Source organism: Cognatiyoonia sp. IB215182, assembly GCF_033963905.1.
In the GTDB taxonomy this organism is placed as follows: domain Bacteria; phylum Pseudomonadota; class Alphaproteobacteria; order Rhodobacterales; family Rhodobacteraceae; genus Yoonia.
In genome coordinates this window covers 250,475-263,600 of the sequence record NZ_JAXBMB010000005.1, presented here as the reverse complement: position 1 = coordinate 263,600, position 13,126 = coordinate 250,475, and the positions used below count along the sequence as shown (strand labels likewise).

Annotated in this window: 11 protein-coding genes; 7 read left to right on the top strand and 4 right to left on the bottom strand. The window is 60.3% G+C overall.

What is annotated here, in order from left to right; all coding sequences use genetic code 11:
- Positions 1 to 195 precede the first annotated feature (195 nt).
- The 6 genes from SLH47_RS12045 (at position 196) to SLH47_RS12020 (ending at position 5,651) form a co-directional block, all read left to right on the top strand.
- Positions 196 to 1,032, top strand: a complete 837-nt coding sequence (locus SLH47_RS12045) for a 2OG-Fe(II) oxygenase (protein ID WP_320239758.1) — start codon at positions 196 to 198, stop codon at positions 1,030 to 1,032.
- Between the two features lie 93 nt (positions 1,033 to 1,125).
- The gene (gene rfbC / locus SLH47_RS12040; RefSeq protein WP_320239757.1) at positions 1,126 to 1,695 is read left to right on the top strand and encodes a dTDP-4-dehydrorhamnose 3,5-epimerase; all 570 of its coding nucleotides are present in this window, start codon (positions 1,126 to 1,128) and stop codon (positions 1,693 to 1,695) included.
- Positions 1,692 to 2,729, top strand: coding sequence for a dTDP-glucose 4,6-dehydratase (gene rfbB / locus SLH47_RS12035; RefSeq protein ID WP_320239756.1), 1,038 nt, complete (start codon positions 1,692 to 1,694; stop codon positions 2,727 to 2,729). Before rfbC ends, rfbB begins: the two co-directional genes overlap by 4 nt.
- Positions 2,726 to 3,589 (top strand): dTDP-4-dehydrorhamnose reductase, encoded by an 864-nt coding sequence (rfbD, locus tag SLH47_RS12030; protein ID WP_320239755.1) that lies wholly within the window; start codon positions 2,726 to 2,728, stop codon positions 3,587 to 3,589. Before rfbB ends, rfbD begins: the two co-directional genes overlap by 4 nt.
- The gene (gene rfbA, locus SLH47_RS12025; RefSeq protein WP_320239754.1) at positions 3,586 to 4,455 is read left to right on the top strand and encodes a glucose-1-phosphate thymidylyltransferase RfbA; all 870 of its coding nucleotides are present in this window, start codon (positions 3,586 to 3,588) and stop codon (positions 4,453 to 4,455) included. Before rfbD ends, rfbA begins: the two co-directional genes overlap by 4 nt.
- A gap of 17 nt (positions 4,456 to 4,472) precedes the next feature.
- Positions 4,473 to 5,651 carry a glycosyltransferase family 4 protein gene (locus tag SLH47_RS12020; protein ID WP_320239753.1) on the top strand — a complete coding sequence of 393 codons (1,179 nt, stop codon included), beginning with the start codon at positions 4,473 to 4,475 and terminating at the stop codon, positions 5,649 to 5,651.
- Between the two features lie 27 nt (positions 5,652 to 5,678).
- Here SLH47_RS12020 and SLH47_RS12015 read toward each other — a convergent pair whose 3' ends face one another.
- Positions 5,679 to 5,960: a DUF1330 domain-containing protein gene (locus SLH47_RS12015; RefSeq protein ID WP_320239752.1), complete on the bottom strand. Its 282-nt coding sequence runs from the start codon at positions 5,958 to 5,960 to the stop codon at positions 5,679 to 5,681.
- 96 nt (positions 5,961 to 6,056) lie between these two features.
- On the opposite strand from SLH47_RS12015, the gene SLH47_RS12010 reads away from it, so the two are divergent.
- Entirely contained in the window at positions 6,057 to 6,929 is an 873-nt protein-coding gene (locus SLH47_RS12010; protein ID WP_320239751.1) for a LysR family transcriptional regulator, read from the top strand.
- Positions 6,930 to 6,979: 50 nt separating this feature from the next.
- On the opposite strand, the gene SLH47_RS12005 is transcribed toward SLH47_RS12010, so the two are convergent.
- From SLH47_RS12005 to SLH47_RS11995, 3 genes are read right to left on the bottom strand one after another with little or no spacing between them, the layout of a single operon-like run.
- On the bottom strand, positions 6,980 to 7,915 hold the full coding sequence (locus tag SLH47_RS12005; protein ID WP_320239750.1) for a hypothetical protein: 936 nt from the start codon (positions 7,913 to 7,915) through the stop codon (positions 6,980 to 6,982).
- Positions 7,908 to 8,537, bottom strand: coding sequence for a 4'-phosphopantetheinyl transferase family protein (locus SLH47_RS12000; protein ID WP_320239749.1), 630 nt, complete (start codon positions 8,535 to 8,537; stop codon positions 7,908 to 7,910). Before SLH47_RS12000 ends, SLH47_RS12005 begins: the two co-directional genes overlap by 8 nt.
- On the bottom strand, positions 8,537 to 13,126 hold the full coding sequence (locus SLH47_RS11995; protein WP_320239748.1) for a MupA/Atu3671 family FMN-dependent luciferase-like monooxygenase: 4,590 nt from the start codon (positions 13,124 to 13,126) through the stop codon (positions 8,537 to 8,539). The genes SLH47_RS12000 and SLH47_RS11995 overlap by 1 nt, the downstream gene beginning before the upstream one ends.

Below are 13,126 nucleotides of genomic sequence, written 5' to 3'. Positions count from 1 at the left end.
TTCAAATACCCTGAGTCTGGCATCAAACATGTCTTCATAGCTAGCCCGCTACAGCAAGATGTTACTCATTTGGCAGTCGTCAATTTTACTGCCCAGAAGTGCAACAATTGGCCGGATTTGGCTGGCCTCAACTTGACCCGAGCACCCATCTTAAATATCTTAACAGCCGATGAGTACGTTATTTAAGTGAATGATATGAAACCATTTTTTCCATTTGATCCCGATACATTAAGCATTGAGTCGAAGCGTGCCAAGGAACTTGGCGTGTCACTGGCTGCCGATTACCAATCCAAGAAACCTTATCACTACACCTCGGTTGACAACTTTCTGCCGGAAGAGGTGATTACGCGCGTCCGTGAAGAAGCACTGCAGATGGGCGACAAGCCCGCCGAGAATATGAGCGCGAACGAAAACCTCAAGACCTCGTTCAACCCTGACCGGATGCCAAAGTACTCCAAGGCGGTGTTTCACGCACTGAACTCGCGCCCCTTCATCCAGTTTCTGGAACAGATGTCTGGCATCAAGGGCCTGATCCCCGATCCTTACTATGGCGGCGGCGGGATTCACCGCACGAATACAACCGGTTATCTGGATATCCATGCCGACTTTAACCACCACCAGATCATGAATCTGGAGCGTCGGTTGAACGTACTCATCTACCTCAATCCTGATTGGAAAGAGGAATATGGCGGCTCGTTCGAAATCTGGACGGATGACATGAGCGAGAAGGTCGACTCTTTCGTGCCGATCATGAACCGGATGTGCTGTTTCTCGACGGGGGCCAATACGATGCATGGCAACCCCGAACCGGTAAACCACCCTGACGGCGAACCGCGTCTGTCCATCGCGCTTTATTACTACACCGCGACTTGGGAAGAAGGGCGCGTGGCACAATCGACCGTGTTCAAACAGCGCCCGGGGTCGAGCGATGCGCGCAGTCACGAGGCCACGTTGCGTGTCGTGCGTGAGTTTGTGCCGCCGATTGTGTATCGTAAGACGCGGAATTTGCTCGGGCGGTTGCGTCGGCGATAATGGCCCTATCGTGCGGGCTTGTATGGATTGTTCCTTTCAATAGCCCAAAGCGAGAGCCATGATTGACAACACTTACTGTGCTGGGATCTTGCCGTGATGATAGAGGAAACCGATCTGCCGGGGGTCGTTGAGATCACGCCGCGCCGTTTTTCCGACAGCCGCGGCCATTTCAGCGAGACCTATAATGCCGAGACGCTTGCGGCGTCCGGTATCAACACGACCTTTGTGCAGGATAATCAGTCCTTCAGCGCCGACAAGGGAACTGTGCGCGGGCTGCATTTTCAGGCACCGCCTGCCGCACAGGCCAAGCTGATCCGCGTGTTGCAAGGAGTGATCTTTGATGTCGCGGTGGATATCCGCGTCGGCTCTCCAACCTTTGGACAATGGGTTGGCGTGGAATTGTCGGATGAGAAGGGCAATCAATTGCTGATCCCCGCAGGGTTCCTGCATGGCTTCGTGACCCGGGCGGCAGATTGCGTTGTGGCCTACAAGTGCTCTGCGACTTATGCGCCCGCAACCGAAGGTGCGGTGCGGTTTGATGACCCTGATCTTGGGATCGACTGGGGCATAGCCAATGATGCGGCGGTTCTGTCGGACAAGGACGCGGTAGCGCCCGCGTTCAGCGACCTGCAATCGCCATTCCGGTACGAGCCTGCCTCATGAAGATCCTTGTCACAGGCGGGGCGGGTTTTATCGGGTCTGCGGTGGTGCGGCAGGCGGTCGCGCAAGGTCATGCGGTCGTGAACCTCGACAAGCTGACCTATGCGTCCTGCCTTGCCAATGTGGCGAGCGTGGCCGATGACCCCAACTACGCGTTCGAGCAGGCCGATATCTGTGATCGCGCGGCTCTTGATCGGATTTTCTCGGCACATCAACCCGATGCCGTCATGCATTTGGCCGCAGAGTCCCATGTGGATCGCTCAATCGACGGCCCCGGCGCGTTTATTGAGACGAATGTGACCGGCACCTACACTTTGCTGGAGGCCGCCCGCGCTTATTGGCAGGCGCGAGGCAAACCTGATCCTTTCCGGTTCCACCACATCTCAACCGATGAGGTTTATGGATCGCTTGGTGCTGTGGGTCAGTTCACCGAAGAGACCCCATACGACCCACGCAGCCCCTATTCTGCCTCAAAGGCGGCAAGCGATCATCTGGTCCGCGCCTGGGGTGAAACCTACGGCTTGCCTGTCGTACTGACCAATTGTTCGAACAATTACGGGCCTTACCACTTCCCCGAAAAACTGATCCCAGTCGTCATCCTGAACGCGCTGCACGGCAAACCGATTCCTGTTTACGGCAAGGGCGAGAATGTGCGCGATTGGCTTTATGTCGAGGACCATGCCGATGCGCTGCTGACCGTGCTCGCGAAGGGTCAGGTTGGGCGCAGCTACAATATCGGTGGCGAGAACGAGGCGCGAAACATTGATCTCGTCACCAAGATCTGTGCGCTTTTGGACGCGCGCCGCCCAACAAACGCGCCGCATGCGGACCTGATCACCTATGTCACCGACCGCCCCGGCCACGATCTGCGCTATGCGATTGACCCCAGCCGGATGCGGGATGGGCTGGGCTGGCGGCCATCGCTGACGCTGGATGAAGGTCTTGCCAAAACGGTGGATTGGTATCTGGCGAACGAAAGCTGGTGGCGTCCACTGCTCGACCGGGATGGCGTCGGGCAGCGCTTGGGCACGGCATGAAGGTTCTGGTTTTCGGCAAGACCGGCCAGGTGGCGCGGGCTTTGATTGCCGCTGGTTCGGAGCACGGCCTCACCATCGCCGCGCTGGGCCGCGACGAAGCTGACTTGAGCGACCCACAGGCCTGCGCTGACCGGATCGCCGCAAGCCACGCGGATGCTGTGATCAACGCCGCGGCCTGGACCGCTGTCGATGCGGCAGAGGAAGAGGAAGATGCGGCCTTTGTGATTAATGCCGAAGCGCCCGGAGCCATGGCTCGCGCCTGCGCGGCCAAGGACATCCCCTTCGTCCATATCTCAACCGATTATGTCTTTGACGGCAGCGAAGGTGCGGCATGGCTTCCCACAGACCCAACCCACCCTTTGGGCGCTTATGGGCGGACCAAGCTGACGGGCGAGCAGCAGGTTACCGTAGCAGGTGGTACATCCGTCATCCTGCGCACCGCCTGGGTGTTCGATGGAACCGGCAAGAACTTCGTCACGACCATGCTGCGCCTGTCTGAAACCCGCGACACGCTCACCATCGTGGCCGACCAGAACGGCGGACCGACCCCCGCCGCCGCGATTGCGGATGCCTGTTTGCGCATTGCCAAGGATCTGGCGGCCGGGTATGGCAAAACCGGAATCTACCATTTCAGCGGCGCGCCTGACACGACTTGGGCCGACTTCGCGCGAGCCGTCTTCGCCACAGCAGGCCGCGACGTGACGGTGCAAGACATCGCAACCGCAGACTATCCGACCCCCGCCAAACGCCCCGCAAATTCGCGGCTGGATTGCACGTCGCTTGAGACCGATTACGGGATCAGACGCCCCGATTGGCAGGCGGCCCTGACCGAAATACTGGCCGAGAGGAGCACATCATGAGCACTCGCAAGGGTCTGATACTTGCCGGTGGCACCGGATCGCGCCTGTGGCCGATCACGCAAGGCCTCTCCAAGCAGTTGATGCCGATCTATGACAAGCCGATGATCTATTATCCGCTGTCGGTCTTGATGCTGACGGATATCCGCGAGATTGCGATCATAACCACCCCGCAGGATCAGGCGCAGTTTCAGCAGCTTTTGGGCGACGGGTCCCAATGGGGTGTTGAGATCACATGGCTTCTGCAGCCCAGCCCCGATGGTCTGGCGCAGGCCTATCTAATTGCAGAGGATTTTTTGGCTGGTGGTCCATCCGCGATGGTGTTGGGCGACAACATCTTTTTCGGCCACGGCCTGCCGGAACTGCTGACAAGTGCCGATAAGCAAGCCTCCGGCGGCACGGTCTTTGGCTACCGTGTGGCCGACCCGGAACGCTATGGTGTTGTCGGTATGGATGATGCGGGCCGTGTGACGCAAATCATCGAAAAACCGGACGTGCCTCCGTCAAACTACGCGGTCACCGGGCTCTACTTTCTCGACGGTACCGCCCCGGCCCGCGCGCGCGATATCAAGCCCAGCGCGCGGGGCGAGCTTGAGATTGTCACGCTTCTGGAAAGCTACCTCGCCGAAGGCACGCTGAATGTGGAGACAATGGGCCGAGGCTATGCCTGGCTTGACACCGGCACCCATGGCAGCCTGCTGGATGCGAGCAACTTTGTGCGGACGCTGCAAAGCCGGCAAGGTCTGCAGACCGGTTGCCCGGAAGAGATTGCCTATAACGCGGGCTGGATCGACGGCGCCGAGCTTGAGGCGCTCGCCAACCGCTATGCCAAGACCGAATACGGCGCGTATCTGCGAGGTCTGCTTTAGTGGCGCTCGCCTATCTGATGAATACCTACCCGATCACGTCGACCACCTTCGTAAGGCGCGAGATTCATGCGCATGAGGCGGCGGGCATGCCGGTTAGGCGCTTTGCGATCCGCAACTGGGGTGAGGACCTTGTCGACCCCCGCGACCGCGACGAGATTGGCAAGACGACCTATATCTTGCAACAAGGTGCCGCGGCGCTGATCGGGCGCACGCTGAAAGAGGCAGTGACCAACCCTCTCGGCTTTGCGCGGGCCTTTGGCACGATGGTTCATCTTGCGACGCGGCGTGGCAGCACGGGATTGAAGAACGCTGCCTACCTGATCGAGGCCGTGTTTTTCAAACAAGCCGCCCGTGCAGCGGGTATTCACCACGTCCATGCGCATTTTTCGACAAACTCCACAGCCGTAGCCCTGCTCGCCCGGCGCATGGGTGGGCCGAGCTACAGTTTCACCGCCCATGGCCCCGATGAGTTTGACGATCCGGCGGCGAATGGCCTGCCGGTGAAGGTCGAAAATGCGGCGTTTGTGGCTGCGATCACCGATTACGCGCGGGGCGTCATTCTAGAGGCGACCGGCGGTGCGGGTGCCAACAAGGTCCATGTGGTCCGCTGCGGCATTGATCTGGATGAGTTCAGTGTCACCCCGCCACCGGACAACAAACGCATCGTCTGCGTCGGGCGTCTGTGCGCCGCCAAGGCGCAGGTCCTGTTGGTGGAAGCGGTCGCACCCTTGGTCGCCGATCATCCCGAACTGGAGCTGGTCTTTATTGGCGACGGTGAAGATCGGGCGGGGATCGAGGCACGTATCGCCGAACTGGGCTTGCAGGATCACGTCTCACTCCCCGGTTGGGGCACCGGAGAAGAGGTCCGCGCCGCGATCAAGGGCGCGCGCATCTTTGCCCTGCCCAGCTTTGCCGAGGGCTTGCCCATCGTCCTGATGGAAAGCCTCGCCATGGGCCGGGCGGTGGTCACGACGCAAATCACGGGCATCCCTGAACTGGTGGACGACAAGGTCGGTTGGATCGTCCCGCCCGGTGACGTCCCCGCTTTGCGCGCCGCAATTGCGCAGGCGCTAGCCTCTGATACCGCCACCCTCGCAGCACTCGGCGAAACCGGCGCGAAGCGTGTTAGCGAGGCGCACGACCAGTCCCGCAACGCCGCATTACTTCGGACGTATTTTCCCGGCGAGAATGGCTGACCTTTCGCGCCGATTTCACGTGTAATGCTAACCCAATAGGAGAATATCCGATCTACCAGCGCTCCGTCGCAAGGCATGCACATCCGCGAGTTCAGGATCGTTCGACCAAGCCAAAGCCGCCTCTCTGTCCGGAAAACTCAAGATCGCGGCAGCGTCGGGTGCATCAGGGGAGCCGTCGAGCGCGTTGAATTCCCTTGCTGCTGCAACAACACGGCCCCCGTGCTTGGCCAGCGCGCTGTCTGCCACTTCACGGTACTGGGTCAAGGCGTCGGGCTTGTTAACGGTCAGTCTTGCATAGGCATAAATCATTGCCTTCTCCTTTGATTTCTCGCTCTTGAAACATAGCTACCAACGTAACATGCGGAAACGCGTGCATATGCAGGTCATACATGCGAAAACGCCTGTATGAATATCGCTTGGGATGACCTCAGAACGGTGATGCTCGTGGTGCGTCACACCACATTGGCGGGGGCTGCTGATGAGCTGGATGTGAACTACACAACTGTGTCCCGGCGCATCAGGCGTGCGGAGAAGTCGCTTGGTGTGATGTTGTTTGAACGTTTGGCTGACGGGTACAGGCCCACCGACGCAGCACAGGTTGTGGCCTCCCACGCCAAGGAAATGGAGGCTGCGGAACTCGGGCTACGCCGACATATTCTCGGACAGGACACTCATTTGAGCGGCGCCCTGACCCTCACAGCGCCGCAGCTGCTTATCTCCAGTTTCCTCGCACCGGTTCTGGATGAGTTTGACCGGACCCACCCACAGATTGAACTCCGCGTTCTTGCAACGAACGACATTCTGGACCTGACCCGGCTTGAGGCTGATCTTGCCATTCGCATCAGCCCGACTCCGGGCGACAGCTTGAAGGGTCTGAGATTGCTCAGACAGGAAAGTGCCAGCTTTGCCAATCCAGAGCTGATCGAACGGATCAAAGCTGATCCGACCGCGCTGATCGACTGGATTGTCTATGATGGGTATCCCAATGTGCCAAAAGATGTCAGCGCCGACTTCCCGAACCATCGGGTGCGGTTTCGGTTTGACGACATGGTTGCGATGATCGGGGCAGCGCAGGCTGGGCTGGGAGTCGTGCGTATGCCCATGTTTCTTGGTCGCGCGACGGATGGTCTGGAACTGACGCCCGTCTTGCCGCCACAGCCATACCCCGACATATGGGTGGTTGGGCATCCGGATGTTTGGCCGTCAGGCAAACTGCAAGCCTTCCGGAAAATTCTGATCAGCCACTGCAAGAAAAAGAGTGGCAATTTTGTTTCTTGAGGCCACGATCCCTCGAAGCCCACGACATACAAAGGTCCGATGGCGACCCTCTAACTGCTAGGCACTGGTATGCCCGACATGGGCGAGGATGTGACAACATCCCAGACAACCTGCTGCATCGCTGCAGCGGCCTCTGCGCCGACATCATCTGCCGGTGTTCCGTCAGCGCGGCTCAAACTATGTGGCAACCCGACCGGAGAGCGTTGGTAGAGCACGGCGTAATGGGTAAGGGCCATCAGATAAGCGCCGTAGTCGTTGTAGTGGATTTTATCGATGAACAGATCATCATGCGTGCTTAGCGGGCCGATAGGGCCGTTTTGTTCCAGATGGCGGGAAAACGCGGCCATGACCTGCCCACCGGGGATCACGTAGATGGGTTGTGGATTGTCGACACGCGCAAGCGCGGGCCGCATCACACCATCTTCCCAATAAAGCGCCCTGTCGCGGTCAATGCGGTTCAGCCAGCCCTCTTCGTCGTCAAGTTGGTGCCACGTTTCATAGAGATAGACGGGCAGGTTGTTGGCGGCTGCTTTGCCCGCCCAGTTACCGAGATGAACGGGGCTGTCGAAATAGCGGATCGCGTCCTTGATTTCGACCATTTCGGTCAGAACCAGCGCGTCGTATTCGCCTGATTCCACGGCCTCATGCGCGTCCCGATAAGCGGGGTGGTTGTTTTCGGTCTCGAACCCGTTGATGGGCACGTCCGGGTCCCAATGCGACTTGAGCGTCGCACCCCAGCCAAGCTGGCTGGCATAGCCGTGCCCTTCACCCGCCAATTGCGCGAGCATCGCCGGCATATTGCGGCCAACAAGGCTGTGGCCAATGTGGAAAACCTGCCGCTGTCCGTTCGGTGCGGGCGCGGGGGAGGTGTAAAGGGCGTTGAAGCTTTCGGTATCCAAGGGGGCCGGGTCGCGCAGGTAAAGACCAAGAGCGCCAAGAATCACGAGGACGGGCGTAAGAACGAAAAGAACAACACGTTTAAACATGAGCGACAGATAAGATCATGCCCTCTCGGATCAAGATTGATCCGGTGCATTTGGGCAGGTTCGCAGGCAGTTCGGCGTGGAAATCCGTGCCATCGAAATGAAGGGTCACGGCCTTGAAACCGATGACTTCACGGGTAAGCGGGAACTGCGCTTTGTAGATCGCTTCTTTAGCGCTGAAAATCTGTTTTGCCGCCAGGTTCGGGTCAGGCTGGGTTGGTAGCCAGTTCCGCTCTTCCGCGGTGCAGATCATGGGGATCAGGTCAGGGTCGAGCGGCGTGGCGGGTTCGATATCAACGCCGATTGTGCGGTGTTGATTGGTATGCGCTACCGTTGCGATGCAGCAGGTGATGCAGTGGGAAATGGATCCGGTCAGACCTTGCGGCCATACCGGTTCGCGCTGCTCGCCTTGGGGAATGGCTGCTGGCGCTACACCCAGTGCGCTCATCGCCTCACGCGAAGCACGCCGTCCGGCGGCAAAGTCGCGCTGGCGCTTTTCGACAGCGCGGGCGACAGCGGGCGTCTCTTCGGGCAAAAGCCCCTCAGCCGGGTCGCGCGGGTCGGTGACGCCGACACCAAAACCGGGGCCCAGCATATCCTGCAAGGCCGCCCTAATCTCTTCCATCACCGGTTTCGGCGGCGTGCCGCGCGCATCTCACGCCGCCGTGCCATTGCATCTTCCAGCGAACCGCCTGCCATCGCCATTTCGGGCGTTTTGGGTGGCGTTGGTGCAGCGGGCGCGGGTTTTTCGGCTGCAGGAGCCGTCGCGGGTGCCCCAACCTTCGAGGCCACAATCTTGGAAAGCGCGCCAAGCGTGGGTGCGCGGAAGATGTCGGTGATCGACAGTTTCTGCACGCCCATGGTCGACCGGATTTCCCGATGTGCCTGCACTGCAAGCAACGAATGCCCGCCGAGATCAAAGAAACTGTCTTTCGGCGTGATTTGCGTGACGCCCAAGATCGAGGACCAGATTTCTGCGATCTTGTCGCTGATCTCGCCTTCAGACGACAGTTTGATCGGTGCGCTGGGCGCGCTTGGTTTCGGCGCTTCTGGCGTGGCGGCAGGTTTCGCCGCCTGACCCAGAACCGGCGCGGGCAGCGCCTTGCGGTCCACCTTCTTGTTCGGGGTGAGCGGGAAGGCATCCAGCGTCACGAAGTGGCGGGGCACCATGTAGTCCGGCAGGATTTTGAGCAAGTCGCTCCGCAATGCGCCCTCATCCACTTTGCCATCTGCCAGCAGGTAAGCGACGAGCAGGACAACACCCGGCGTATCCTCGCGCGCGGCGACGACCGATTGCTGCACGCCAGCCTGCTGGTCGATGACGCTTTCGATCTCGCCCAATTCCACGCGGTAGCCGCGCAGTTTGACCTGAAAATCGGCGCGCCCAAGGAAATCGAGCCGCCCGTCAGGCCGCCAACGCGCCAGATCGCCGGTGCGATACATCTTGCCGCGGCCCGGTGCGTCGCGATCGCCAGTGATGAACGGGTTTGGGATGAATCGTTCTGCCGTGAGTTCCTCGCGCTGGAAATATCCACGCGTGACACCGGCTCCCGCGATGTAGAGTTCCCCGGGTACGCCGATGGGACAAGGCTGCAGATCGTCGTCCAGCACATAGACCTGCGTATTGGCAATAGGTTTGCCGATGGGGACGGCTCCTTGGCCAGGTTCGGCGGTCTGGGTCGTGGACCAGATCGTTGTTTCGGTCGGCCCATACATGTTTTCCACATGCCCGCCGGTCAGATTGCGCAGTTCATCGGCAAGCGCGGCGGGCAATGCCTCACCCCCGACCATCATATGGTCAAGCTGGGCTAACGCCGCGCGCGCCTCGTCGTTCATGGTCAGCATCTGCGCCATGGCGGGCGTGCATTGCATATGGGTGACCTTGTGCCGGGCGATCTGCGCCGCGATGGAGTAATCATCGCTCGCCACGCCCTGATTGCTGGCGGCGACCACCTCGGCCAGAGGTTTTAGCCCCTCCAGCACATGTTCCACATCGATGCCGTAGTCGATAAGGCACGCAACCTCGGTCACGCCGATGGCTTTGACCTGTTTCACACGTTCAATGGCGTCTTTGATGGTGCCAAAGAGGCCGCTATCGTTGAAATACCGCTCAAACGCGAATTCGAGGATGCCGTCCATCTCGTCTTCATCCAGCGAACCGAGGTCGATCTGCATCGGGTTTTCGACGCCTTTGGGCTTCTTGAACGCCGGGAAGGCCCAGGCATATTGCTTGATCAGGCCAGCGGCGGCGCGCAGGTAATCCTTCATCGGTTCACGCGCGATTTCGCGGGCCTGGTCGCGGCTTTCGGCCAGAAAGCTGTGCAGCATCAGCGTCACGTGGAAATCGTCGGGGTTGTGCCCTGCGACGCGGAGCGCGTCGTGATAGATGGCGATCTTCTCGGCGACCTCATCGATGCTTTGACCCAGAAGATGGGTCAAGACGTTGCAACCATTGGTGCCTGCCTCTTTCCAAGTTTCCGGGTTGCCGGCGGTGGTGACCCAGACGTTCAGCTTTTTCGAAACCGGCCGGGGCTGCGTGACAACCTCGTGCATTTCGCCATTCTGACGGGGAAAGCCCACCGCCTCACCAGCCCAGAGCTTGCGCAGATCGCGGATCGCATCAAACATCGCGGGCTTGTTCTTGGGCGGCGTGTTTTCGGGTCGCAGGATGAAGTCATCGGGCTGCCAGCCGGAGGCGATGGCAAGCCCGGTGCGCCCGTTGGTCAGGTTGTCGATCACCGCCCATTCCTCGGCAATCCGCGCGGTGTGGTGCAGCGGGGCGACGCACGATCCCGCGCGCACGGCGAGGTTTTGGGTGACGGCGGCGACTGCTGCACCGGTGACGGACGGATTGGGATATGGGCCGCCGAAAGCGTGGAAGTGCCGTTCCGGTGTCCACACGGCGCAGAAGCCGTTTTGGTCGGCGAATTGCGCGCCTTCCAGCAGGGTGCGGTATTTGTCGCGGCCCACGCCATCGTCATTGCCCCAATAGAAAAGGCTGAAATCCATGCCGACACCGGGTGCGCTGGCTTCACCGGCGACGAGCGCACGGTTTTCGTCGCCTGAGATGACAACCTTAAAACCGCGTGCGAGGGTCCAGAAAAGCTCCAGCACCGAGATGTCGAAAGACAGCGACGTGACCGCCATCCAGACACCGGGCGGGTTATGGGCGATACGGTCATCCATGCCGGTGAAGAAGTTCGCGACGTTGCGGTGTTCGACCATCACGCCTTTGGGCCTTCCGGTCGAACCGGAGGTGTAGATCATATAGGCCAGATGCGCGCCGGCGACTTCGCTTGTGGGGTTGTCGGTGTTGCCAGCGGCGGCGAGCTTATCGACCTCGACGGTCTCTGCGCTTGCCTCTGGCAGGTCCTCTGCGAGCGTGCTGTCGGTAACGATCACTTTCGTGCCGCTGTCTTCGATGTAAAGCGCCGTGCGGTCGGCGGGATAGGCCGGGTCCATCGGCAGGTAGGCGCCGCCCGCCTTCATGATGGCCAGTGCGCTGATCAGCAAGGCCGAGGATCGCCGCAGATGCAGACCGACGATGACATCGGGGCCTACACCCTTATCCTGCAGGATGTGCGCCAGCGCATTGGCGCGGGCGTTGAGTTCGGCATAGGTCAAGCTTTCGCCTTCAAAGGCCAGTGCTTCAGCATCGGGGGTCTGGGCGACTTGCGCCTCAAAGGCCTGATGGATGCACAGTTCAGCGGGAAAGTCGGTCTCTGTCGCGTTCCAATCGTGGAGCACCTGCCGGCGTTCGGTATCGGGCAGGACAGTCGGTTCTTCTCCTTTGGCGATTTGGGCTGCCATGTGATCCAGCCGCGCCGCCATCAGCTTCGCGGCATCTTCACTGATCTTGCCGGTGTCAGCCGTCAGTGTCTTACCAGCGACGGTCAGCGCGGTGCCTGCTATATGCCCGGTATCCGAAAGGCCCAAAGCGGGCATCGCAACGCTGCCGGGGATGCGCGCGAGAAGATCGGCGGCAAAGGGGCCGCACGCCCTAGCGTCGGCCAGATCGTCGCCGGATCGGACAGGGACCCAATCGTTCAAATAGCCGGGATGGTCATGTACCACACCCACGGCGAGCGTGACCGGATCATCCGAGAGCGCGTCGCCCAATTGGCCCAAGGCCATCGCAAGGCGCTGCGCGTCCCCGCTCAGCGGCAGGCTGATCACTTCACCCTGCGCCGCTCCCATATCGATCAGGGGGATGGTGGCCGGGGTAATGGCGGAGAGCATTTTGCGCCATTTGCCTTCCTGCTTCAGCGTGGGTTTGAGGGCCGCCGTCAGTGCTTCGGCCTCTGTCGGAGAGAGCGCAGGTAGGTTGTCACCGGCCTTCGCGACATCCATGGCTGACACGGGCTGACCCGTGGCGGCGCGCAGGTCGCTCAGCGTCACCGGCGCGGTTGCGGTGGCAATGGTGATACTGTCATCTGTCACTGCGATCACCGTGCCCGCAGCTGCATCCGAGGTGGATTTCTCGGCAACAGCCTTGCTGATAAGGAACACGCCCTTGGCGGTTGCGATTTTGGGGCACAGCAGCGGGTTCCAGTAGTCGCCATGGTCCAGCGCGCGCACCAGGGTCGTGATCTTGCGCGCGGTCTGGGTGAAATCAATACGCCCAGCGCCTGCGGGCCGGTCGTTCTTGGCAAAATAGCTGCGTTGCGACAGGTCCTGTTCCGTCACGAAAGGTGCGTCGCTTGCCAGCTTCTCCAGAACCGTCGGGAAACTGTCGATGGCTGCAGCATAGCATTTGGTGTTAAGCGTTAGGACCGTTTCATCGGGGGCCACGTCAAAGAAACTCTGCGCGAGCAGCCCGCCTTCATCCACCCCGCCTGCAATCATATGCCAGCTGATCCCGTACTCCGCCTCCCCGGCGAGAAGCGCCCAGACAGGCGCGTTGAGCCCTGCGTAGCGGGGCAGCGGGCCGTCATGGAAATTCGCCGCGCCGCGTTTTGGCAAGGTCAGAACGGCGTTAGGGATCATGTCGAGATTGGCGATGGAGAGAAGCCAGTCGAAGTCCAGGCCACCCAGTTCCGCTGCCAAATCAGCATCTGACGACAAGACCCGCAAATCATGCCCTTTGGCCCAGTCGGCGATGTCGGGGTTGCGCGTGACCACTGCGGCAATGCTGTGGCCTGCATCACGCAGCATCTCGCTGCACTGAATAGCGAGGGATTCGTTTCCGATAATGACGGCGCTGAAAGACGACAT